The following is a 22,318-nucleotide window of genomic DNA, read 5'->3' as shown; positions in this document are numbered from 1 at the left end:
CACGCAAAACGAGCCGAGCACTCTTTGAAGCAGGAATGGGTTCTTCAATGACCGAGACGACCACCCGCACCGCGCCGGACAGCGGCACCGAGGTGACCCTGCCGGTGCACAGCGATCTGCTGCGGTTGGCCACCGCCGGCTCCGTCGACGACGGCAAGAGCACCCTGGTCGGGCGGCTGCTGCACGACACCAAGTCGGTGCTGGCGGACCAGCTCGACGCGGTGCACCGGGCCAGCGCCGACCGCGGCCTGGCCACCCCGGACCTGTCGCTGCTGGTGGACGGCCTGCGCGCGGAGCGCGAGCAGGGCATCACGATCGACGTGGCCTACCGCTACTTCGCCACGCCGAAGCGCACCTTCGTGCTCGCCGACACCCCGGGGCACGTGCAGTACACCCGCAACACCGTCACCGGCGCCTCGACCGCGCAGCTGGCCGTGCTGCTGGTGGACGCGCGGAAGGGCGTCATCGAGCAGACCCGGCGGCACGCCGCGGTGCTGGCGCTGCTGGGCGTGCCGCAGCTGGTGCTGGCGGTCAACAAGATCGACATGGTGGACTTCGACGAGGCGGTGTTCACCCGCATCGCCGCCGAGTTCACCGAGCACGCCCGGGCCCTGGGGTACCGGGACGACGCCGTGGTGACCATCCCGGTGTCCGCGCTGCTCGGCGACAACGTGGTCGAGCGCTCCGCGAACACGCCCTGGTACAGCGGGCCTTCGCTGCTGGAGCACCTGGAGAGCGTGCCGGTGGCGCCGGACCCGCACGATGCGCCGTTCCGGATGCCGGTGCAGTACGTGATCCGGCCGCGCACCGCCGAACACCCGGACTACCGCGGCTACGCGGGCCAGGTCGCCGCGGGTGTCGTCGCCGAGGGCGACGAGGTGGTCGTGCTGCCGGCCGGGCTGCGCACCCGGGTGTCCAAGGTGGACACCCCGAACGGCGCGAAGCCGCGCGCCGCCGCCGGGCACTCCGTCACGCTGCTGCTGGCCGACGACGTGGACATCTCGCGCGGCGACCTGATCGCCGCCGCGGACGCGCCGCCGTGGGTGACCGATGAGCTCGACGCCACGGTCTGCTGGCTGGCGGAGAAGCCGCTGAACCCGGGCGCCAAGGTGCTGGTCAAGCACGGCACCCGCACGGTGCAGGCCATCGTCACCGAGCTGTCCGCCCGCTTCGACGAGCAGCAGCTGTCGAGTGTGGACGGTCCGGATTCGTTGCAGCTCAACGAGATCGGCCGCGTGCAGCTGCGCACCTCGGAGCCGCTGCCGGTGGACGACTACGCCGCGAGCCGGCGCACCGGTTCCTTCCTCGTGATCGACCAGGCCGACGGCACCACGCTGGCCGCCGGACTGATCGGCGTGCCGCTGGCACCGCTGGCCGCCGCGTCGGAATGAGCCGCTCATGACCGCTCCGCTGGTGGCCGTCGCGCACGGCAGCCGGGATCCGCGTTCGGCCGCGACGATCCACGCCCTGCTGGACGTGGTGCGCGCCACGCGCCCGGATCTCGACGTGCGCGTGGCGTTCCTGGACCTCTCGGCGCCGCGCGTCGGCGACGTGCTCAGCGCGGTGCACGGCGACGGGCATTCCGCCGCGGTCGTCGTGCCGCTGCTGCTCGGCCGGGCCTTCCACGCCCGCGTCGACGTGCCCGCGGCGGTGGCCGACGTGGAACGGCGCTACCCACGGTTCCAGGTGCACGTTTCCGACGTGCTGGGGCCGGATCCGAGGCTGGACGAGGCGGCGTGGCGCCGGCTGGTGGCCGAGGGCGCCGATCCGGACGACCCGGACCTGGGCGTGGTCCTGGCGGGCGCGGGCTCGTCGCACGCCGCGGCGAACCGGCTCGTGGCGGACGTAGCCGGGCGCTGGCAGGCGAAGGCCGCCTGGGCGGGCGTCGTCCCCGCGTTCGCGGCGGCCGCCGAACCGGACGTACCGGCGGCGATCGAGGCCCTTCGCGCCCGCGGCGCGCGCCGCTTCGCGGTCGCCTCCTGGTTCCTGGCCCCAGGCCTGCTCCCGGACCGGATCACCGGCCTGACCCGCGAGCACGCGACCGACCCGCTGATCGCGCCCCCGATGGCGGACGACGAGGGCGTGGCGGACCTGATCCTCCACCGCTACGCCGAAACCCTCAGCGCCGCTCCCCTGCAGCTCCCCGCAGCCCTGTGAGCCGAGGGACCGAACGCCTCATCCATCCCACAACACCCTAGCTATAATGCTAGCGTTATATTAGGCTTGTGAGCTGGGACGTCGAGTTGCATGAAGAGGTCAGCACCTGGTTCTTCTCGTTGGTCCAGAACGACCCCGAGAGCGCCGACCTAGTCGAAAAGGCGCTCGACCTGTTAACCCAGCGAGGGCCGCAACTCGGCCGTCCACTTGTAGACAAGATCAAAGGATCTCGATACCACAACCTGAAGGAACTACGCCCCGCTTCGGCGGGCAGGAGCGAGATCAGGATGCTGTTCGCGTTCGATCCACGCCGTTGTGCCATTGTTCTGGTGGCGGGCGACAAGGCCGGGAACTGGCGAGGTTGGTACGAGACGAACATCCCGCTTGCCGAGAAGCGTTTCGAGGAACACCTGGCGGAGTTGGAGGAGGGCTAGCAATGGGTCGTTCTTGGAAGGACGTCAAGAAGGACAAAGAAGCCCTGGACCGGGCGCGCGGCCGCGACGTGGAAGCCGCCCGGGAGCAAGCCCACATCCTGACCCAGGCTTACATCCTGGGCGACCGCCTCACCCAGCTGCGCAAAGCGGCCGGGCTGTCCCAGTCGGAGGTCGCCGCGCGGATGCAGGTCAGCCAGCCCCGCGTGAGCAAACTCGAACAAGGAGATCTGGCGCAGATCGAGGTCGGCACGCTCGAGCGCTACGTCGCTGCCCTCGGAGGACGCCTCAGACTCGTGGCGGACTTCGAAGATCACGACGTCACCGTCTCGATGAACGAGCTCGACCACTCCGAAGGCGTGCTCGACTGCACCGAAAAGGCATGCATCTGAGCAAAAGTCGACAACTGGGTTTGCAGGGGCAACCTGCGGGGCATGATGTGGCCGTGTCATCCAGCTGGGTACACGAAAACCGGCAGCGACCCGGACACCCCCGACAGCCCAGGTCGCTGCCGGACCCGACTTGGCGGTGCGACGGATGAACCCGCAACCGCACTTCATGGCGCGGGTCCGCGCCGAGTTCGCCCGCAGCGAGCAGGACAAGTCCTGCCACTTCTTCCCGCTGCCCGCCGACGGCCCGCTGCCGCCGATGCTGTACGCCTACTGCGGTTTCGGCATCCTCCCCGGCGAGGCCGAGGCGCTCGACGGCCCGGCGGGCATGCCCTGCCTGCAATGCCTGATGGCGGCCGCGCTCTCCGACACCACCGCGTGAGCCGCCCGGCCGCACGACCAGCGGCGGGAGCGAAAATCAACACCTGACTCTGAGTTGTTCTTCCGAACACTAAGCTTCACCCCATGTGGTCATGAGAGAGTTGCTTGCCAGCGTCTGGACGGGGAACCGGCCGCTCCCTGTGTCCGTCGTACCCGCCAGGCCCGCGCTATCGAGTGACCGCCGGGTGGGTGGGGGCGATCAATGCAAGGCTGGACGAGGAGTCGGGGACAACAGCGCGAGATGAACACGCAGCAGCCGAATCGACCGGTCATCACGCCGACCATGCGAGAACAGGCCATGAAGCAGCCGAACACCTGGCTGTACGTGGTCGACCCGATCTTCACCGATCCGAACGCCGAGGTGCCGCCGTGGGGCTTCATCGGCGGCTACCGGGTCGATGAGCAGGGCGAGATCACCGACGACTTCTCCCCGAACCCGAACTACCGGCCCTCGCCGGTCGCGCTGCGGCTGCCCGCGCCGACCAACGACGTCGAGCGCGCGCTGCAGCTGACCACCACCGGGTACGCCCAGGGGCACGCGCTGCTGACCGCGATGCTGGACGCCGAGCTGATCCTGTTCGCGCAGCCGCAGGGCAACGGGCTGTTCACGATGGAGCACGAGTCCGGCCGCCGGCAGCTGCAGGTGTTCACCTCCGAGGGGTTCCTGCCGCCGAACTGGACGACCTGGCAGCGGATGACCGGCCGTCAGCTGGCGACGCACCCCCTCACCGGCATCGACGTGCAGGTGAACCCGACCAGCCCGGTCAAGGCCCGGCTCCCCGCCGAGGACCTGGCCAAGGCCGCGGCCGCCGTGCCGCCGAAGGCGCCGGGCGTGCCGGTGCACTCCCCCGCCACCGGCACTCCGGTGGTCATGCCGCCGGGAGCCGCGCCGCAGCCGCCCGCGGCACCGGCGCCGCCCGCCGAGCAGGCCCCGAAGCCGGCGGTGGATCCGGCCGAAACCGAGTACGGCCGCCGGTTCATCGGCTCGATGCTGGCCGGCGCGATCGGCGACGCGCTCGGCGCGCCGGTGGAGTTCTACCCGGTGGACCAGATCCGCAGCCGGTTCGGCGCGATGGGCGTCACCGAGTACGACCGCGCCGGTGAGCAGCCAGGCGAGTTCACCGACGACACCCAGATGACGCTGTTCACCCTGGAAGGCCTGATCCGCGGGCACATCGCGACGCGCTCGACCGGCGCGGACAGCCCGCTGTCGGCGATCCAGCTGGCCTACCAGCGCTGGCTGCACACCCAGGGCTACGCGTGGATGCGCGCGGCCGGGCCGTTCACGATGAGCCACCCCAAGCCCAACGGCTGGCTGATCGACCAGCGCGACCTGTTCGTCGTGCGCTCGCCGAACAGCAGCTGCATCACCGCGCTGCGGGAGTTCGCCTCGGTCGGCGCGCCCGGCACCTTCGAGCGGCCGATCAACGATTCGCAGGACTGCGGCGGCGTCGTCCGGGCCGCCCCGGTCGCGCTGTGGTCGGACGACCCCAAGCAGGTCTTCGAGCTCGCCGCCGCGACCGCGGCCCTGACCTACTCGCAGCCCAACGGCTACCTGCCCGCGGGCGTGCTGGCCGTCGTGGTGCACCGGTTGCTGCGCGAGGAGACGCTGGAAGAGGCGGTGCGGCAGGCCCGCGAACTGCTCGTGCAGTACCACGGCCACGAGGACACCGACCGGGCGTTGCAGGCTGCCGAGGAGCTCGCCAAGCAGGGCAAGCCGAGCCCGGAGGAGCTCAAGGACACGCTGGGCGGCGGCTGGGCCGGGCACGAGGCGCTGGCCATCGCGGTGTGCGCGGCGTTGAGCACCGACACCGTCGCCGCCGCGCTGATGGTGGCCGTCAACCACTCCGGCGACAGCGACTCCACCGCGGCGATCTGCGGGAACATCGTCGGCGCCCGCTACGGTTCGACGGCCCTGCCCGGGGTGTGGCTGCGCGACCTCAAGCAGCGCGAGATCGTCGAGACGCTGGCCAAGGACGCGCTGCTGGAGTTCAGCGCGGCGCCGCCGACCGGCGACGCGTGGGCCTCGCGCTACCCGGCCGCGAAGGACATCTCCGACCTGATCTTCACCTCCGACCTCCCGCTGGTGGGTTCGGAACCGCTCGCCATGCGGGCGGAAGCGGAACCGGCGCCGGTCGCCGACGAAGCACCGGCCGAAGCGGCCGAGCCGGACGTCCCCGCAGTTTCAATTGAAACTGCGGCCCAACCGGAGGCGGAGGTCCCGGCGGAGGACACCGAACCCCCGGAGCCCGAGGTCTCCGAAGTTTCAATTGAAACTGTCGGCCAGCCGGAGGCGGAGGCCGCCGCGGCGCCCGAGATCGTCGAGGAACCGGCCGAACCGGAGGCCGAAGCCGTCGACCCCGTCGAGCTCCGGCCGCACCGCATCCTGGGCTTCCTGCTCGGCGGCGCCGCCGGCGACGCGCTCGGCTACCCGATCGAGGACGACTCGCTGCAGGACATCCGCCGCAAGTACGGCGTGGCGGGGCTGACCGACTTCGTCGACGCCCACCGGCCCGGCGGCTCGATCAGCGACGAGACCCAGATGACGCTGTTCACCCTGGACGGTCTCATCCGGGCCAGCATCCGCCGCCGGCTCTTCGGCGAGAACGAGCCCACCACCCAGGTGCAGCACGCCTACCAGCGCTGGCTGCACACCCAGGGCTTCGACTGGCGGGAGGCCGCCGGACCGCTGGCCGCGAACCCGCCGGACGGCTGGCTGATCAAGCAGAAGGGCCTGTTCGTCCGCCGCGCGCCCGGCACCACCTGCATACAGGCGTTGCACGGCTACGCCAACGGCAACAAGCAGGGCTCGTTCACCAACCGCCTCAACGACTCGAAGGGCTGCGGCGGCGTGATGCGCGCCGCCCCGGCCGGGTTGTGGTCCGCCGACGCGGCCGAGGTGTTCCAGGTCGGCGCGATGACCGCGGTGCTGACCCACGGCCACCCCAGCGGCTACCTGCCCGCCGGGGCGCTCGCGGTGATCGTCCAGCAGCTGCTGGCGGGCCGGTCGCTGCCCGAGGCGGTGGACCGCGCGCTCACCGAACTGTCCACGTGGGACGGTCACGAGGAGACCAGCACCGCGCTGCGCCGGGCCATCGAGCTGGCCACCGCCGGCACCCCGACGCCGGAGCAGATCCACGAGGTCCTCGGCGAGGGCTGGTTCGGCGAGCAGGCCCTGGCGATCGCGGTGTGCGCGGCGCTGACGTACCCGGAGTCGTTCGCCGACGCCGTGATCCTGGCCGCCAACCACTCTGGCGACAGCGATTCCACCGCGGCGATCTGCGGGAACATCATGGGCGCGGCGCACACGGCGGACGCGATCCCGCAGACTTGGCGGGACAAGCTGGAGCTGCGCGAGGTCATCGAGGCGATGGCCGGCGACGCGATCCAGGAGTTCGGCCCGACCCCGCCGACGGGCGCGGAGTGGCTGGAGCGCTACCCGATCGGCGACGTCGAGGCCGCCGCCGAGCCGGTCGTCGTGGAGACCGCCGAGGCGGTCGAAGAGCCCATGCCGGCAGCGGAAACGCCGGAGCCCGAGCCCGAGCCGGTCGTCGAGGAGCCGGTCCAGGAAGTGCCGGAAGCTCCGGCCGTCGAGCCCCTGGCGGCCGAGATTCCCGCCGTCGAGCCCGCGGCCGAAGTTCCCGCCATCGATGTGCCTGCTGCCGAAGCCCCGGTCGTCGAAGCCGCCGCCGTCGAAGCCCCGGCTGCGGAAGTCGCCGTCGCGGAGGCGCCGGTCGATGCCGACGACGAGGCCGACGACGGCCTGTCGGACGAGGAACAGCAGCTGCTCAGCGTGTGGCGCAAGTTCCGCGACAACGGCGAGGGGAGTTCCGCCGACCTCACGCAGAGCCTGCAGAAGCTGCTCGTCGAGGCCTTCGGCGCCGAACGCGCCGCCCAGCTGATCGGCGAGGCCGCGGCCGAGCCCGAAGCCGAGGCCGAGCCCGCCGCCGAAACCCAGGTGGAGCTCAGCCGGAGCGAGCGGCTCGAAGGCTGCGTGCTGGGCTCCGCGGCCGGCGACGCCCTAGGTGCGCCGTGGATGTTCACCGACCTGCGCAAGATCCTGCGCGAGAACCCCGAAGGCGTCCGGGAGCTCACCGAGCTCTTCGGCCGTCGCGGCTCGGCCACGGTGTACACGCAGCAGACCGCGTTCGTGCTGGACGCGCTGATCAGCTCGCACATCCGCTCGGCACTGCGCGGGATCGCCGCGCACCGGCCGTCGATGGTGCGCCTGGCCCTGCTGCACTGGATGCACACCCAGGGCGCGCAGGTGTCGAACGAGGCGGTCGGCGGTGTGCTCGTCGAAACCGAATCCCTTCGCGCGCAACGGTTCCCGGACGAGGCGACGCTGACGGCGTTGGCCCGCTTCGCCGACCGGCGCGACGTCCCCACCCCGGCCAGCCCACCGAACGCCGCCCGGACAGCGGCGGCCACGGTGCGCGGGGCGGTGGTCGGCTTCGACGCCGCCGACGTGCCGCACGCCATCTCGCTGGGCGCGGAGATCGCCGTGATCACCCACGGCCACCCGGACGGCTTCCTGCCCGCGGGCGCGCTGGCCGGCCTGGTGTGCGCGCTGAACAGCGGCCAGACGCTCGTCGACGCCGTGCACGTGGTGCTGGCCGAGCTGGACCAGGTGGAAGGCGCCGAGAACACCGCGCAGGGATTGCGCGCGGCGGTCCAGATCGCCGGCAGCGGACCGGCCTCGCCCACCAGCTTCGACGAGCTGGGCCTGGGCTGGAACGCGCCGGAGGCCCTGGCCATCGCGGTCGCGGCGGCGCTGTCGCACCCGAACTCCATCTCCGACGCGGTGTCGCTGGCCGCCACCCACGCCGGGAACACCGCGGCCACCGCAGCCATCTGCGGCAGCCTGCTCGGTGCCGCCCGCGGCGCCGCGGAGATCCCCGCGGACTGGGTCGGCGAACTGGAGCTGCGGGAGGTCCTCGCCCAGCTGGTCGCCGACGAGCACCGCGCCAGGACGGAGATCTTCACCGACGCGCCGGCGCCCGACTGGGCCGGGCGCTACCTCGGATAATCCATAGTGGACGAAATAGGCCTCGACGAGACGGAACGAGCGCTGCTGGCGGCATGGCGGGAGGCGCGCGCGGCCAGCCGCCGCGACCCGGTGGAGCAGCAGCTGCTGGACACCTGGCGGCAGTGGCGGCGGCATCCCGCCACCACGCCGCTGTGGGCGACTGCCCTGCAACACCGGCTCGCCGCGGAAACCCCGCCTGCACCCGCCACCGGCCTGGCCGATCGAAACGGCGCGCTGCCCGAGGCGCCGGGCCGGTTGCTCGGCATGCTGCTGGGCGGCGCGGTCGGCGAGTTCGTCGCGCTCGGGCGGGTCGGCGAGCGCACCACCGCCGTGCTCTTCGTCCTGGAGGGCCTGATCCGCGCGCACACCAACGCGCGGTCGACGGGCGACGGCGACCCGGTCGGCTCCGCCCTCGCCGGGCTCCAGCGCTGGCTGCACACCCGGGGCGTGCCGTGGCGCGACTGCGGAGCCGACACCGCCCAGCCCAACGGCTGGCTGGTCACCGAGCCCGCGCTGCGCGGCACCGGCAGCGACGACCCGGCGATGCTCACCGCGCTCGCCCGGGTCGCCGCCGGGCACGCCGTCGGATCCCGGCAGCAGCCGATCAACTCCTCGGACACGGCATCCGCCGTGCCGCTCGGCGCGCTCGCCGCACTGTGGTCGGGCGATCCCGGCACGGTGTTCGCGCTCGGCGGCGACCTCGCCGCGCTCACCCACGGCCATCCCAACGGCCACAGCCCGGCCAGCGTGCTCGGCGTGGCGATGCTGTGGCTGCTGCGCGGGAACTCGCTGCAAACCTCGCTGAGGCAAGGGCTTTCCGGCTGGCAGACGGGACGCACGGCGCTGACCCGGGCCCTGCGGCTCGGCCGGCTCAGCCCTGCCGGGTTCCGGCCCGGGCGGGCCCACCTCGACGCGATGTCCACCGGGCGCAGCGGCCTGGACGCGCTGGCGATCGCCGCCCGGGTCGCCACGGCCTGCGAGGACGACTTCGCCGGCGCCGTCGAATCGGCGAGCCTGCACAGCGCCGACGCGGCCGCGCTGTGCGGGCAGCTGCTCGGCGCGCTGCACGGCCCGGCGGCGATTCCCCCGCGATGGCGGGAGGAGCTGCCGATCACCGAGCTCGTCGAGCGGATTTCCGAGGACGCGGCAACGGAATTCGGACCGTACCCGGACGAGTCCGACCGGTGGCAGCGCCGCTATCCGACCACCGAATCCGCCGAACCCCAGGCACCGTCCACAACGGACTACCGCACCGGGCTGACCGCGGTGCCCCGGCTGGCCGCGTCCCGCGACCGGTTCCTCGGAGCGGTGCTCGGCTGCGCGATCGGCGAGGCGCTCGGCATGCCCATCGCCGCGGACGGCTGGGACGAGATCCGGGCCCGGCACGGCGCGGACGGCCTCACCGACTACATCCCGGCCGGCCACCCCTCGGGACGGCTCGGCAGCGACACCCAGCTCCTGCTGTTCTCGCTGGAGGGCACGATCCGGGCCAACGTCGCGCGCCGCACCACCGGCACCGAAGACCCGGCCCGGCACATCCAGCACGCCTACCAGCGGTGGCTGCACACCCAGCACCTGAGCTGGCCGCGCGCGGCAGGCGAGTTCCTGGGCGGCACCCCGGAGCCGGACGGCTGGCTGGTGCGCCAGCGAGCGCTGTTCCAGACCCGCAACCCGGGCCGCACCATGATGCGCACGCTCATCGCGTTCGCCAAGGGCCAGCAGCGGATGGGCTCCCCGGACCACCCGGTCAGCGACTCGCAGGGCAGCAGCGCGATCATGCGGGCGGTGCCGGCGGCGCTGTGGAGCAACGACCCGGCGGAGGTCTTCCACGTCGGCATGCGAACCGCGGCGCTCACCCACGGTCACCCGGCGGCCTGGCTGAGCGCGGGCGCGCTGGCGTTCCTGGTGTCGCGGCTGATGAACGGCGATCCGCTGGCCACAGCGGTCGATGCGGCGCTGGAGCAGCTCACCCCGCACACCGGGCACGAGGACGTCAGCCGCCGCATCTCCGCAGCGGTCCGGCTGGCCCGCAGCGGCCGCGTGCCGCCAGGTGATCTCGAACGCGCCCTGGGCGTCGGCTCGACCGCGGCCGAAGCGCTGGGCATCGGGCTGTACGCGGCGCTGGTCTGCGACGGGGACTTCGACGCGGCGTTGCCGGTGGCGGTGAACCACTCGGGCAACAGTGCGACGACGGGAGCGGTCTGCGGCAGCCTGATCGGCGCGGCGTCCGGCGCGGAGCGGATCCCGGAGCGCTGGACGGTGGAGCTGGAGCTCTACGAGGTGATCGAGCGCCTCGCCCACGACGCGGTCCTGGAGTTCGGTCCCCGCCCGCCCGAGTGGGCCGACCGGTATCCCCCGACCTGACAGGACCACGTCGGGTTACCGCACCGCCGCAGTGCGCCGAAGGCTCCCAATTTTAGGCAAAATCGGGAATCCCACAGTACCGCGCCTCGGTGTGGGATGTTGCTCACTGGCCCGCGGGGGCTAACGACGGTTAACGTGCCTGTCATGGATGAGCTTGTGCACCTCGCCGTGGCCGACGGCATCGCGACGATCACGCTGGACTCGCCCCACAACCGCAACGCGCTGTCCGCGCAGCTGCGGCGCGAACTGCGGGACCACCTGAGCGCGGCGATCGCCGACGACGCGGTGCGCGTGATCGTCCTGGACCACACCGGCAAGGTGTTCTGCGCCGGGATGGACCTCAAGGAGTCGCGCTCGGCGGACTCCGAGAAGCAGGGCGTCAACGAGTTCCCGGCGATCCTGGAGCAGATCTGGACCAGCCCGAAGCCGGTGGTCGCCAAGCTCGCCGGCCCGGCCCGCGCGGGCGGCGTCGGCATCGCGGCGGCCTGCGACATCGCGGTCGCGGTGGAAACGGCGACCTTCGCGTTCTCCGAGGTGCGCATCGGTGTCGTGCCCGCAGTGATCTCGGTGACGGTGCTGCCGCGCCTCGACGCCCGCCAGGCGCACGAGCTGTTCCTGACCGGCGAGACCTTCGACGCCCGCCGCGCCGCCGAAATCGGCCTGCTCAACTCCGCCGTCGCCGCCGACGAGCTGGACGCGGAGGTCAAGCGCTACACCGACATGCTCGCCCTGGGCGCCCCGGGCGCGATGGCGGCCACGAAGGAAATGCTCATCGGTCAGCGCCCGTCGAGCATGGGCGAGGCGTTCGCCCAGATGCTGGAGCTGTCGGCGAAGCACTTCGCGGGCGAGGAGGGCCAGGAGGGCATGCAGGCCTTCGCGGAGAAGCGCAAGCCCGCCTGGGTGCCCGCAAATCTCAGGTGATCAGTCGTCTTCGCCGCCGATCCGCTTGCGCCACGGCCCCTTGGCCAGGAGCCAGTAAGGAACGAGCTTGACCGGGAACGGGAAGTCGGTGGCGAAGACGTCCTCGCCGATGACTTGCTGCACCTCTCGGTACTCGCCATCCTTCAGCCGAAACTCAAGGATCCCCGGTTTCTCGTCGTCCGGAGTGACGATCCAGTACGCCTGGATCCCGAATTCGGCGTACTCGCGAAACTTGATGTGATGGTCGCGAAGGACGCTCTCCCGAGAAACGACCTCGATCGCGAGCAACGGCGGCCGAGTGAGGTACGGCTGCTCGAAATCGGTCTCGTTCAGCACGACAACGTCCGGGATGCGGTGGTGCGTCCGATCCGCGTTGAAGTTGATACCGGCACCTTGCATCACGATGAACTCGGCTGGGGCGAGTTCGAAACCGAGGTACTGGCAGAGCCTCGCCTCAGTCAGGGAGTGCGCACTCACTGGCGCAGGAGACACGTCAAGCCTCCCGTCGACCAGCTCGTAGCGGCGCCCGTCGTCGGGTAGCCGTTCCAAGTCGTCGACGGTCATCGGCACGTGCTGCTCGTCCGCCCGCATGTCCACGAGAGTCATACTGCCTCCTGTTCTGCACGGGAGCCAGTATTGCGAGGCGCGTCTGATCACCAATGGGCGATCAGGTCCTGATCACCAATGGGCGATCAGGACCTGGTCAGCACCGCCGTGAACTCGCGGCCGCAGATCGGGTGCTCGGAGGCGTCGCGGAGCACCGCGTTGATCCGGCCGAATGCCTTCGGGTCGTGCTCCGCCAGCGCCTGGAAGCCCGACCAGACCAGCACGTGCTCGCCCTCCGGCAGCCAGGACAGGTCCGTCAGGCAGTCGTAGAGGGCGTCCAGGTTGCGGCCCGTCCACTCCGGGAAGTTCAGCACCGCGGCGATCCCGTCCAGGGTGGTCCGCTTGCTGATCAGATCGGAGCCGTCCAGCACGTGCGCGACCGCGCCCCGCTGCTCGGCTTCCTGCACGGCTTCGCGCGCAGTGATGTCGGCGGACGGCTGCTCCACCTCGCTCACCGTCGGCTCCTTCCGCACCCTGCTGGCCCACTTCGTCGCAAACATCGCACTCAACCCGCGGCGTCGACAACCACAAATGACTCGTAATGATCGCTCGTGTAGTAAAGCTCGGAATGGCTGCCGGTGACCAGTCGTCGGGCACCGCGATCTTGGGAACCCGGCGTCTTCACGGTGTACTCGTGGTAGTAACCCGACTTCTGCTCCGGCAGGACGCCTTCGCGGTTGCCGAACACCGAGCCGTCCTTGCCCGGGTACGGGAACGGGCCGCCCTTGATGATCAGCTGCCAGGTCTGCCCGGCCTCCGGCGGCAGCGTGGACAGCGCCTTGACCGGCAGGCCCGACTCGGCACCGGGCACGGCCCGCTGCTGCGTCGCCGCGCCGGGATCGACGTCCAGGTAGTCCCGGACGAACCAGCCGATGACGACCAGGGCGATCAGCCCGACCAACGCCACCGAGATGCGCTTGCGCGACGTCACGCCGCCGTCCCCTTCCGCCCGGTCTCGCCGTCCCGGCGGCCGACCGGGGGTTCCGCGTCGCGAACCCTCGTCAGCTTCGCGCCGAGGCGGTCGATGCCGCGGTCGATCACACGGGCGAGCACCCAGCACAGCGGCAGCAGCACCGCCAGCACCAGGGTCACCTGCAGGGGGTAGACGAGCTGCACGAGCCACAGCTCGACGCCGTCGTACCACTCGACCAGCCACTCCAACACAGAGCGTCAGGGTACGCCCGGTCCGATGAAGCCGTACGCCACCCCGGGGCCCGCCCGCGACTACCCCGCGTGCGCGCCTCCGGCGGCGCAGCACGATTTCGCGAGGAACCGGCCACCACCTGGGTAAACGGTAATTCCTCGCGAAACCGGCATCCGGTCGTCAGCGCTGCTCGGAGTGCTCCCGGACGGACTTGATGATCGCGCCGAAGTCCAGGTCACCGCCGCCCTCCTCGTTGAACCGCTGGTAGAGCTCGGTCGCCAGGCGGCCGATCGCGGCGTCGGTGCCGCTCTGCTCCGCCGCCGAGGCCGCCAGCCTGAGGTCCTTGAGCATCAGCGCCGCGGCGAAGCCGGGCTCGTAGTCGTGGTTGGCCCGGCTGGTCTCCACCAGGTCCGGCACCGGGCAGTTGGTGGTCAGCGCCCAGCACTGCCCGGTGGAGATGGACGCCACGTCGTAGAGCGCCTGGTGCGACAGCCCCAGCCGCTCCCCCAGCACGAACGCCTCGCTCACCGCGATCATGGACGCACCGAGGATGAGGTTGTTGCACATCTTGGTGACCTGGCCGTTGCCCGGTCCGCCGCAGTGGATGACCTTGCGCGCCATCGGTTCCAGCAGCGGTTCGGCGCGGCGGAAGTCCTCCTCCGAGCCGCCCACCATGAACGTCAGGGTGCCCGCCTCGGCGCCGGCGGTGCCGCCGGAGACCGGGGCGTCGATCGAGCCGAAGCCCGCCTCGGCGGCCCGCTCGTGCGCCTGGCGGGCGTCCGCGACGTCGACGGTGGAGGAATCGATGAGCAGGGTGCCGGGCTTCGCCGCGGCGAGCACGTCGTCGTAGCAGGCCAGCACGTGCTTGCCGCTGGGCAGCATGGTGATCACCGCGTCGGCACCGGCGGCGGCGTCGGCCGCCGATGCGACGGTGGTCACGCCGTGCCGGTCGGCGACCTCCAGCGCCGCCGGGATCAGGTCGAACCCCTGCACCGAGTGGCCGGCCTTGACGAGGTTCGCCGACATCGGGCCGCCCATGTGGCCCAGCCCGATGAATCCGATGACAGCCATTGTCATTTTCCCCTTCTGCGCTGGAACTTCCGTCAAGGCCGCCGCGGATCAGCCGAACAGCTCCGGCTCGTCCGCGACCGGTTCGAAGAACTTCTCCACCCGAGATTCGTCCACATCGGACAGCTGCGCCGGCGACCACTGCGGGTTGCGGTCCTTGTCCACCAGCGTCGCGCGCACGCCCTCGACGAAGTCGCCGATGCGCACGCACGCCATGGCCAGCCGGTACTCCTGGACGAGGGCGTCCTCCAGCGAGCCGTAGTCGCTGCGCAGGGCCTTCAGGGTGACCTTGAGCGAGGTCGGCGACTTCTGCCCGATCACCTCGGCGGTCTCGCGGGCCGCTTCCTCCGGCCGCTCGCGCAGGCGCCGCAGGATCTCCTCGACGCCGTCCGCCGAGTACGCGGCGTCGATCCACTCCCGCTGCGCGGCCAGCGAGGCCTCGGGCGCGGATTCGGAGAACTTCTGCAGCACCTCGTCCACCTCGCCGGTGGCCAACGCCTCGACGAGTTCCGGCAGGTTCGCGCTGTTGACGTAGTAGTCGGCGACCCCGCAGTAGATCGCGTCCGCGCCGCCGACCGGCGCACCGGTCAGCGCCAGGTGCGTGCCGAGCTCGCCGGGGCCCCGGGAGAGCAGGTAGGTGCCGCCGACGTCGGGGATGAAGCCGATGCCGACCTCGGGCATGCCGATCTTGGAGCGCTCGGTGACCACCCGGTGCGAGCCGTGCGCGGAGATGCCGACGCCGCCGCCCATGCAGATGCCGTCCATGATCCCGATGACCGGCTTCGGATAACCCGCCAGGGCCGAGTTGAGCTGGTACTCCTCAGTCCAGAACGCGGCGGGCAGCGACTCGTCGCCGGCCTTCGCCGCGTCGTGCAGGGCGCGGACGTCGCCGCCCGCGCACAGCCCGCGCTCACCGGCCCCGTCGATCAGGATCGCCCGGATGTGCTCGGCGGTGCGCCACTGCTCCACCGCCTGCGCCATCGCCCGGACCATCCCCAGCGTCAGCGAGTTGAGCGCCTTGGGGCGGTTGAGCGTGATCCGGCCGAGCGAGCCCTGTTCGCGAACCAGGATCTCGGGCTCCGTCATAGTGCGACTCCTGTCTTCGTGTGCACGGACCGGCTTGCGTTTCGGTGCGCCAGCGGAACCTCAGCGCCCGCCTCGACACCCTCCTGCCGCAATTTCCATTGAAATCGAAGCTTCGATTTCAATGGAAATTGCGGACCACACGACGTCGGGGCGGTGCTCGCGAGGCGCCGGACTTGCGTAGAGCACTGCGAACCTCCCAGTCCGTGCTGGTGCGCTGCCCACCCGAGGCCGCCGGCGGTCAGGCCGCCAGCAGGCCCCGGGAGATGATCAGCCGCATGATTTCGTTGGTACCTTCCAGGATCTGATGCACCCGCAGGTCGCGGACGATCTTCTCCAGGCCGTACTCGGCAAGGTAGCCGTAACCACCGTGGATCTGAAGTGCCTCGTTGGCCACCGCGAACCCCGCGTCGGTGGCCAGCCGCTTGGCCATTGCGCACAACCGGGTGGCCGCCGGGTCCTTGACGTCCAGCGCCCACGCCGCCCGCCACAGCAGCAGCCGGGCGGCCTCCAGCTCGGTGGCCATGTCGGCGAGCTTGAACTGCAGCACCTGGAACTCGCTGAGCTTGGCGCCGAAGGCGCTGCGTTCCCGCACGTAGGCGAGGCTCTTGTCGAGCGCGGCCTGCGCTCCGCCGAGCGAGCACGCGGCGATGCTGAGCCGGCCGCCGTCCAGGCCGGTCATGGCGATCCGGAAGCCGATGCCCTCGTCGCCGAGCCGCTGGGCGGCGGGTACCCGGACGCCGTCGAAGATCACCTGCCGGGTCGGCTGGGCGTTCCAGCCCATCTTCTTCTCGTTGGCGCCGAAGGACAGGCCCTCGGCGTCGCCCTCGACGATGAAGGTGGAGATGCCCTTCGCACCGGGCTCGCCGGTGCGGGCCATCACCACGTAGACGTCCGAGGTCCCGCCGCCAGAGATGAACTGCTTGACCCCAGTCAGCAGGTAATCGTCGCCATCGCGGACCGCGCGGGTCTCCAACGCCGCCGCGTCCGAGCCCGCGCCGGGCTCGGTGAGGCAGTAGCTGGCCAGGCGTTCCATCGAGCACAGGCCCGGCAGCCAGCGGGCACGCTGCTCGGCGTCGCCGAAGCGGTCGATCATGCCCGCGCACATGTTGTGGATCGAGATGTAGGCGGCGATCGACGGGTCGCCGGCGGCGAGCGCCTCGAAGATCAGCACCGAGTCGAACCGGCTCAGGCCGCTGCCGCCGACCGACTCGTCGACGTAGATGCCGCCGATGCCGAGCTGCCCGGCGGCGCGCAGCGCCTCGACCGGGAAGTGCTTGGCCTGGTCCCATTCGATGGCGTGCGGGGCGAGTTGTTCGGTGGCGAACTCCCGCGCGGTCTGCTGGATCGCGCGCTGGTCCTCGGTGAGCTCGAACGGCGACACCGGGCCGGCCACGGCTGCAACGGACACGTCCACTCCCTTCCCCGTGAGCGATTTCGCGCCTCCTGGCGCGGGTGCGGCGGCGATTTCGCACGAGATCGCCGCCGCACCCACCCGGTTCAGTGCATCGTCGGAATGGTGAAGCTGGCGCCTTCCTTGAGGCCGGAGGGCCAGCGCGAGGTGACCGTCTTGGTCTTGGTGTAGAACCGGATCGAGTCCGGCCCGTGCTGGTTGAGGTCGCCGAATCCGGACCGCTTCCAGCCGCCGAAGGTGTGGTAGGCGATCGGCACCGGGATCGGCACGTTGACGCCGACCATGCCGGTGTTGACGCGGGAGACGAACTCGCGCGCCGCGTCGCCGTCGCGAGTGAAGATCGCCACGCCGTTGCCGTACTCGTTCTCGCTGGGCAGCCGGACCGCCTCGTCGTAGTCGGCGGCGCGGACCACCGACAGCACCGGTCCGAAGATCTCCTCCTGGTAGATCCGCATGTCCGGGGTGACGTGGTCGAACAGCGAGGCGCCCAGGAAGAAGCCGTCCTCGTGCCCGGCGAGCTTGAAGTCCCGGCCGTCGACCAGCAGCTTCGCGCCTTCCTCGACGCCGACGCCGATCAGGTCGCGGACTCGCTGCCAGGCCTGCTTGGTCACCAGCGGGCCGAAGTCGGCGGCCTCGTCGAAGCTGGTGCCGATCGTCAGCCGGTGCACCCGCTCGACGAGCTTCTCGATCAACGCGTCGGCGGTGGCCTCGCCGACCGGCACGGCGACCGAGATCGCCATGCAGCGCTCCCCGGCGGAGCCGTAACCGGCGCCGATCAGGGCGTCGGCGGCCTGGTCGAGGTCGGCGTCGGGCATCACGATCAGGTGGTTCTTGGCGCCGCCGAAGCACTGCGCGCGCTTCCCGTGGGCCGCGGCGGTCGAGTAGATGTACTCGGCGATCGCCGACGAGCCGACGAACCCGACGGCCTCGATGCGCGGCTCGGTCAGGATCGCGTCCACCGCGGTCTTGTCGCCGTTGACCACGTTGAAGATCCCCGGCGGCAGCCCGGCCTCGATGAACAGCTCGGCCAGCCGCAACGGCACCGAGGGGTCGCGTTCGGAGGGCTTGAGCACGAAGGCGTTGCCGCAGGCGATGGCCGGTGCAGCCTTCCACAGCGGGATCATCGCGGGGAAGTTGAACGGCGTGATGCCGGCGACCACGCCCAGCGGCTGCCGCAGTGAGTACACGTCGATGCCGGTGCCGACGCTCTCGCTGTACTCGCCCTTGAGCAAGTGCGGGATGCCGACGGCGAACTCGACGACCTCCAGGCCGCGCTGGATGTCGCCCTTGGCGTCGGGGACGGTCTTGCCGTGCTCGGAGGCGAGCAGCCGGGCCAGCGAGTCCATCTCGTCGTTGACCAGCTGGAGGAACCGCATCAGCACCCGCGCCCGCTTCTGCGGGTTCATCGCGGCCCACGCCGGCTGCGCCTCGGCGGCGTTGTCGACCGCCGCCGCGACCTCCTCCGCCGAGGCCAGCGGCACCCTGGCCTGCACCTGCCCGGTGTTGGGATCGAACACGTCACCGAAGGACCCGGACGTCCCCGCCACGCGCTTGCCGCCGATGAAGTGCTCCAGCTCGTTGGTCATGTCGCAACGCACCTTCCGCCGAACCGGTCGGTAATTACTAGGAAACCAAACCTTTGGTACTCCAATCTTTCCCAGAAACGCGGCCAATGCAACAGGGTGCGCTACATCACAGGCCCGATCGGGTAGCGGTGGAGTCCTGACGAGCCGGAGGAGGGAGCGGACGACTTCCCACGTCGACCACCGGCGGATGTCGACGACGATCGAACGCGGCCCGGTCGAACCGGCTGCCGCTCACGCCCGGAACGGCCCGCGATGCTCGGGCGGCGAGCCCGGAGGCAACTTCGAGCCGCCCAGCACTACGCCGGGCCTACCCCATGGATCACCTGCCGGGCGATCTCCGCAGGAAACGACGCGCCGTTGCCGTCGTCCACTCAGGACGATCAGGACTTGAAGTGCTTCTCCAGGATGCCTTCGAGGTCGGCGCCGAGCGGGATCTCGTCAGTCGCCGAGACCCAGGTGTACGCATCGTGCTCGGTCAGCCGCACGCCTTCGGCCGTGGCGACGGTGACCGACCAGGTGTGCTGGCGGTTGTACGTGCCGCTGCGCGTGATGTAGTCGAACGCGCCCAGGTAGCCGGTGATCTCGGCGATGCGGAGGCCCGTCTCCTCGTCCACCTCGCGGTGCAGCGCCGTGTTCAGGTCTTCGCCGGGATCGACCTTGCCGCCGGGGAATTCCCATTCACCACCGCGGGAATCCGTCTCCCGGCGGCGCACCAGCAGGACCTGCCCACCGGCGTCGATGACGGCCGCGACGATCTGCTGCTGCACGCCGTCGGCGGCGTCTCGGCGGGCCAGATCGGCCACTTCGGCCAGGTGCATGCGGACCGTCCTCCTGGGCTTTTCGCCACCGTACCGGGCCGCCCCGACGCCCCGCACGTCCCTACACGGTCGAAACCAGCAATGCGGACATCCGCCGGACCACTTCCAGCGCCGCCGGGTCGAGCGAGTAGCAGATCTGGGTGCCGTCCCGGCGGGTCCGCACCAGCCCGGCCTCGCGCAACGTGCGCAGGTGGCCGGAGATCGTCGGCTGGCTCACCCCGAAGTACTCGGTGAAGTCGCAGGCGCAGATCTCGCCCTCGCGGCGCAGCCGGTCGAGCACGCCGAGCCGGATGGGGTGCCCCATCGCCCGGAACAAGCCGGCGGTGTGCGCCAGATCATCATCGCCCACCTGACCATTGTATCGTCACTCTCCTATATAAAGAGAATCGGCAACTGCCTATATAGGAGGATGACGATGACGTCCGGTGTGAACGAACTGGTCCTGGAGGTGGCGGATCTCGACGCCGCCGAGCGCTTCTACACCGAAGTGCTCGGTTTCCCGGTCATCGAACGCTGGGAAGGCGGGCACTGGCGCAACCGCGAAGCGGTGTGGGTACTGGCCGGCGGCACCAGGATCGGCCTGTGGAAGCCGGCTCTGGGCATAGCCCGCGCCCGGGGCGGCGTGCACGTCCACTACGCCCTGTCCGTGAGCGACGACGAGTACGACGCGGTCGTCGAGCGGGTTCGCGCGCGCGGTGCGCAGGTCGACGAGGTGGAGTTCGGCCCGGGCAATGCACGCTCGGCGTACGTGGCCGACCCGGACCACAACGTCGTCGAGTTCTGGACCTGGGATGTGAAGCAGGGCAGCCCCGGTGCGCCGAGCGCGATCAGCGAGGGTGTCTTCGGGGTCTAGCGGATCTGCGAGTCCTTCGGGTTGCCGCCGCAGCCCGAAGGACTCGCGGTCCGCTCGGCTGCTGAACAGCGCGCCGCGCAACGGCTTTCGCTTCAGGACAACGACTTCGCGGCGGAGAAGCTCCTGCGTCATCGGACAGCGGCGAGCTGTCCACAAAGAACTACCGGTCTCGGTCGAAAACGCGTTCAGCCCCTGGCGGGCCGCTCGCGGCGCGCTGAGCAGGCCGGACGGGCTTACCCTGCAACGCATGCCCCCCGAGTCGCCGGACGTCTGGGCTATGGCCGACCTGGCCACGCCGTTCGCAGTCCGCACGGCGGCCACCCTCCGGGTGCCCGACGCGGTCAAGGACGGCCCGCTCCCCCTCGCCGAGATCGCGCACCGCTGCCGGGCCGAGGCCGATCCGCTCGGGCGCGTCCTGCGATTCCTGGTGCACCGCGGCATGTTCACCGAACCCGAGCCCGACGTCTTCGGCCCCAACGACGCCTCGCAGGCGCTGCGCAGCGACCTGGCCGACGGCCCCCAGCCCTGGCTGGACCTCGACGGGGCCGTCGGCCGCGCCGACCTCGCGTTCGTCGAGCTCATCGAGCAAGTCCGCGGCCGCCACCCCGCCTATCCGGCCGCGTTCGGCCGGTCCTTCTGGGAAGACCTGGCGCACAACCCGCAACTGTCGGACTCGTTCGACGCCCTCATGGAGACCAAGACCTACGGGATCGCCCCGCTGATCGCCGTCGCGCACGACTGGAGCGCCTACGGCCGGATCGCCGACGCCGGCGGCGGCAAGGGCGTGCTGCTCGCCGAGATCCTCCGGGCCAACCCGAAGGCGCGCGGCATCGTGGTCGACCTGCCGGGCCCGGCCCGCAACGCGGCCGACTACCTGCGCGAACAGGGCGTCGGCGACCGCTCGGAGGTGGTCACCGCGAGCTTCTTCGACCCGCTGCCCATCCAGGCCGATGCCGTGGTGGTCTGCGATGTCCTCGGCGACTGGGACGACGAGGACGCCACCCGGATCCTGACGCACTGCAAGCAAGCGGTCGCCCCGGGCGGGCGCCTGCTGATCATCGAACTGCTGCCGGACCGGGAGCGGATGGCGCTGTTCACCGAGATGGACCTGCGGATGATGATCTACGTCGGCGGCCGGATGCGCGATCTCGACCGAATCCAGCAGGTCGCGGAGGCCGCCGGGCTCGCCGTCGAGGACTTCACGCCGCTGGACAACGGCTACGCCATCGTCGAATGCCGCCCCGAGCGGTAGCGCTGCACCCTCGCGGCGATCGACTCCCGCCACTTCTCCGGCAGATCGGCGAGACCACCGGCGACGTGTTCGGCCAGGTCCCCGCGGTCCTGCATCTTCAGGGCGAACACCTCGGACACCCGCACCCCGTGCTCCGGCCGGGAGAGCACCTCGACCGCATCGCCTGCGGTGATCTCGCCCGGCTCCTCCACCGCCAGGTACGCGCCGGTCCGGCCGTGCTCGCTGAACCGTTTGACCAGGCCCTTGACGTCCCAGAACCCGGCGAACACCCGGCACGGCGTGCGCGGCCCCGTCACCCGCAGCACGGCCCCACCGATCCGCCACCGCTCGCCGATCACCGCGAAACTGCTGTCGCACCCCACCAGCGTGAGGTTCTCGCCGGCATTGCCGGGGACCAGCTCGCGCCCCAGCTCCCGCGACCAGTACCCGAGCTCCTCGCTGTCGAACGCGTAGGCCGCCTGGTACCAGGCCCCGTGGTACTTCACGTCGCACACCGTGTCGCCGTGCACGCCGGCGTGCTCGAACCGCACCGGCCCACCGGCCGGGCGCTTGTCGATACCGCTGCGCCCCACGCGCCCGGTCCAATCCCCGGTCTGCACCACCGCGAGGTTCACCGACTGCACAATCCCCATGGCCCCAACCTACGCGGACGGCCACCAGGTCAACCGAGCGAGTATCCGCTGGAAGCGGCCCTGCCCGGCGGTCACTACCCCGGGCGCGGCGCCCGGGGTGGTGACCGCCCGCCCGGCCAGCGGCGCGGTGACTCCTTCGTTCACACCGCCGAACCACTTGCGCGCGGCTTCCTTGGGCCCTCCCCCCTCC

The 22,318-nt window shown here is 71.0% G+C and carries 22 protein-coding genes; 10 read left to right on the top strand and 12 right to left on the bottom strand.

All coding sequences use genetic code 11. The annotated features are described in order from the left end of the window. Positions 1–47 precede the first annotated feature (47 nt). The 8 genes from E1288_RS25565 to E1288_RS25530 all read left to right on the top strand — a co-directional run bounded on the left by E1288_RS25565 (position 48) and on the right by E1288_RS25530 (position 11,672). A complete protein-coding gene (locus E1288_RS25565) occupies positions 48–1,391 on the top strand; it encodes a sulfate adenylyltransferase subunit 1 (protein ID WP_235883798.1) in 1,344 nt (447 codons plus the stop codon). Between the two features lie 7 nt (positions 1,392–1,398). Beyond that, a complete protein-coding gene (locus E1288_RS25560) occupies positions 1,399–2,157 on the top strand; it encodes a sirohydrochlorin chelatase (protein ID WP_132489284.1) in 759 nt (252 codons plus the stop codon). Between the two features lie 68 nt (positions 2,158–2,225). Further along, positions 2,226–2,591, top strand: a complete 366-nt coding sequence (locus E1288_RS25555; protein ID WP_132489282.1) for a type II toxin-antitoxin system RelE/ParE family toxin — start codon at positions 2,226–2,228, stop codon at positions 2,589–2,591. 2 nt (positions 2,592–2,593) lie between these two features. Continuing rightward, on the top strand, positions 2,594–2,980 hold the full coding sequence (locus E1288_RS25550; protein WP_132489280.1) for a helix-turn-helix domain-containing protein: 387 nt from the start codon (positions 2,594–2,596) through the stop codon (positions 2,978–2,980). Between the two features lie 145 nt (positions 2,981–3,125). Next, on the top strand, positions 3,126–3,359 hold the full coding sequence (locus tag E1288_RS25545) for a hypothetical protein (protein ID WP_132489278.1): 234 nt from the start codon (positions 3,126–3,128) through the stop codon (positions 3,357–3,359). 240 nt (positions 3,360–3,599) lie between these two features. After that, positions 3,600–8,387 carry a type VII secretion system-associated protein gene (locus tag E1288_RS25540; protein ID WP_132489276.1) on the top strand — a complete coding sequence of 1,596 codons (4,788 nt, stop codon included), beginning with the start codon at positions 3,600–3,602 and terminating at the stop codon, positions 8,385–8,387. A 6-nt stretch (positions 8,388–8,393) separates the two neighbouring features. Next, entirely contained in the window at positions 8,394–10,751 is a 2,358-nt protein-coding gene (locus E1288_RS25535) for an ADP-ribosylglycohydrolase family protein (protein ID WP_132489274.1), read from the top strand. A 144-nt stretch (positions 10,752–10,895) separates the two neighbouring features. Beyond that, complete coding sequence (locus E1288_RS25530; protein ID WP_235883797.1) at positions 10,896–11,672, top strand: enoyl-CoA hydratase-related protein; 777 nt, start codon at positions 10,896–10,898, stop codon at positions 11,670–11,672. On the opposite strand, the gene E1288_RS25525 is transcribed toward E1288_RS25530, so the two are convergent. The 10 genes from E1288_RS25525 to E1288_RS25480 form a co-directional block, all read right to left on the bottom strand. Further along, positions 11,673–12,236 (bottom strand): Uma2 family endonuclease, encoded by a 564-nt coding sequence (locus E1288_RS25525; RefSeq protein WP_235883796.1) that lies wholly within the window; start codon positions 12,234–12,236, stop codon positions 11,673–11,675. A 128-nt stretch (positions 12,237–12,364) separates the two neighbouring features. After that, a complete protein-coding gene (locus tag E1288_RS25520; RefSeq protein ID WP_235883795.1) occupies positions 12,365–12,733 on the bottom strand; it encodes a barstar family protein in 369 nt (122 codons plus the stop codon). Positions 12,734–12,783: 50 nt separating this feature from the next. After that, positions 12,784–13,209, bottom strand: coding sequence for a ribonuclease domain-containing protein (locus tag E1288_RS25515; RefSeq protein ID WP_132489268.1), 426 nt, complete (start codon positions 13,207–13,209; stop codon positions 12,784–12,786). After that, a complete protein-coding gene (locus E1288_RS25510; protein ID WP_093271677.1) occupies positions 13,206–13,442 on the bottom strand; it encodes a hypothetical protein in 237 nt (78 codons plus the stop codon). Before E1288_RS25510 ends, E1288_RS25515 begins: the two co-directional genes overlap by 4 nt. 160 nt (positions 13,443–13,602) lie before the next feature. Further along, complete coding sequence (gene mmsB / locus E1288_RS25505; RefSeq protein WP_132489266.1) at positions 13,603–14,493, bottom strand: 3-hydroxyisobutyrate dehydrogenase; 891 nt, start codon at positions 14,491–14,493, stop codon at positions 13,603–13,605. Between the two features lie 48 nt (positions 14,494–14,541). Continuing rightward, entirely contained in the window at positions 14,542–15,576 is a 1,035-nt protein-coding gene (locus E1288_RS25500) for an enoyl-CoA hydratase/isomerase family protein (protein WP_132489264.1), read from the bottom strand. Positions 15,577–15,814: 238 nt separating this feature from the next. Then, positions 15,815–16,984, bottom strand: coding sequence for an isobutyryl-CoA dehydrogenase (locus E1288_RS25495; protein WP_132489262.1), 1,170 nt, complete (start codon positions 16,982–16,984; stop codon positions 15,815–15,817). Positions 16,985–17,073: 89 nt separating this feature from the next. Continuing rightward, positions 17,074–18,573: a CoA-acylating methylmalonate-semialdehyde dehydrogenase gene (locus tag E1288_RS25490; protein WP_132489260.1), complete on the bottom strand. Its 1,500-nt coding sequence runs from the start codon at positions 18,571–18,573 to the stop codon at positions 17,074–17,076. Positions 18,574–18,953: 380 nt separating this feature from the next. After that, entirely contained in the window at positions 18,954–19,391 is a 438-nt protein-coding gene (locus tag E1288_RS25485) for an NUDIX domain-containing protein (RefSeq protein WP_132489258.1), read from the bottom strand. Positions 19,392–19,452: 61 nt separating this feature from the next. Then, positions 19,453–19,740: an ArsR/SmtB family transcription factor gene (locus tag E1288_RS25480; protein WP_132489257.1), complete on the bottom strand. Its 288-nt coding sequence runs from the start codon at positions 19,738–19,740 to the stop codon at positions 19,453–19,455. Between the two features lie 66 nt (positions 19,741–19,806). On the opposite strand from E1288_RS25480, the gene E1288_RS25475 reads away from it, so the two are divergent. Next, positions 19,807–20,244 carry a VOC family protein gene (locus tag E1288_RS25475; protein ID WP_235883794.1) on the top strand — a complete coding sequence of 146 codons (438 nt, stop codon included), beginning with the start codon at positions 19,807–19,809 and terminating at the stop codon, positions 20,242–20,244. A gap of 247 nt (positions 20,245–20,491) precedes the next feature. Further along, complete coding sequence (locus tag E1288_RS25470) at positions 20,492–21,496, top strand: methyltransferase (protein WP_235883793.1); 1,005 nt, start codon at positions 20,492–20,494, stop codon at positions 21,494–21,496. Here the strand turns inward: E1288_RS25470 and E1288_RS25465 are convergent. Together E1288_RS25465 and E1288_RS48140 are read right to left on the bottom strand one after the other, a co-directional pair. Continuing rightward, positions 21,463–22,128 (bottom strand): MOSC domain-containing protein, encoded by a 666-nt coding sequence (locus E1288_RS25465; RefSeq protein ID WP_132489253.1) that lies wholly within the window; start codon positions 22,126–22,128, stop codon positions 21,463–21,465. The two genes, E1288_RS25470 and E1288_RS25465, sit on opposite strands and share 34 nt — an antisense overlap. 9 nt (positions 22,129–22,137) lie before the next feature. Continuing rightward, a partial coding sequence (locus E1288_RS48140; RefSeq protein WP_207954551.1) for a hypothetical protein occupies positions 22,138–22,318 on the bottom strand: 181 nt, incomplete at its 5' end.

The organism is Saccharopolyspora elongata, from assembly GCF_004348985.1.
GTDB lineage: Bacteria > Actinomycetota > Actinomycetes > Mycobacteriales > Pseudonocardiaceae > Saccharopolyspora > Saccharopolyspora elongata.
The sequence above is the reverse complement of the archived record's forward strand: the minus strand, read 5'-3'. Positions and strand labels throughout refer to the sequence as shown.

What these genes read in the sequence shown, in the direction of transcription:
- E1288_RS25540 (WP_132489276.1), top strand. Translation starts at nt 3,600, where the DNA reads ATGAACACGCAGCAGCCGAATCGACCGGTCATCACGCCGACCATGCGA.
- E1288_RS25560 (WP_132489284.1), top strand. Translation starts at nt 1,399, where the DNA reads ATGACCGCTCCGCTGGTGGCCGTCGCGCACGGCAGCCGGGATCCGCGT.
- E1288_RS25490 (WP_132489260.1), bottom strand. Translation starts at nt 18,573, where the DNA reads ATGACCAACGAGCTGGAGCACTTCATCGGCGGCAAGCGCGTGGCGGGG.
- E1288_RS25550 (WP_132489280.1), top strand. Translation starts at nt 2,594, where the DNA reads ATGGGTCGTTCTTGGAAGGACGTCAAGAAGGACAAAGAAGCCCTGGAC.
- E1288_RS25530 (WP_235883797.1), top strand. Translation starts at nt 10,896, where the DNA reads ATGGATGAGCTTGTGCACCTCGCCGTGGCCGACGGCATCGCGACGATC.
- E1288_RS25565 (WP_235883798.1), top strand. Translation starts at nt 48, where the DNA reads ATGACCGAGACGACCACCCGCACCGCGCCGGACAGCGGCACCGAGGTG.
- E1288_RS25525 (WP_235883796.1), bottom strand. Translation starts at nt 12,236, where the DNA reads ATGACCGTCGACGACTTGGAACGGCTACCCGACGACGGGCGCCGCTAC.
- E1288_RS25475 (WP_235883794.1), top strand. Translation starts at nt 19,807, where the DNA reads ATGACGTCCGGTGTGAACGAACTGGTCCTGGAGGTGGCGGATCTCGAC.
- E1288_RS25545 (WP_132489278.1), top strand. Translation starts at nt 3,126, where the DNA reads ATGAACCCGCAACCGCACTTCATGGCGCGGGTCCGCGCCGAGTTCGCC.
- E1288_RS25470 (WP_235883793.1), top strand. Translation starts at nt 20,492, where the DNA reads ATGCCCCCCGAGTCGCCGGACGTCTGGGCTATGGCCGACCTGGCCACG.
- E1288_RS25465 (WP_132489253.1), bottom strand. Translation starts at nt 22,128, where the DNA reads ATGGGGATTGTGCAGTCGGTGAACCTCGCGGTGGTGCAGACCGGGGAT.
- mmsB (WP_132489266.1), bottom strand. Translation starts at nt 14,493, where the DNA reads ATGGCTGTCATCGGATTCATCGGGCTGGGCCACATGGGCGGCCCGATG.
- E1288_RS25485 (WP_132489258.1), bottom strand. Translation starts at nt 19,391, where the DNA reads ATGCACCTGGCCGAAGTGGCCGATCTGGCCCGCCGAGACGCCGCCGAC.
- E1288_RS25500 (WP_132489264.1), bottom strand. Translation starts at nt 15,576, where the DNA reads ATGACGGAGCCCGAGATCCTGGTTCGCGAACAGGGCTCGCTCGGCCGG.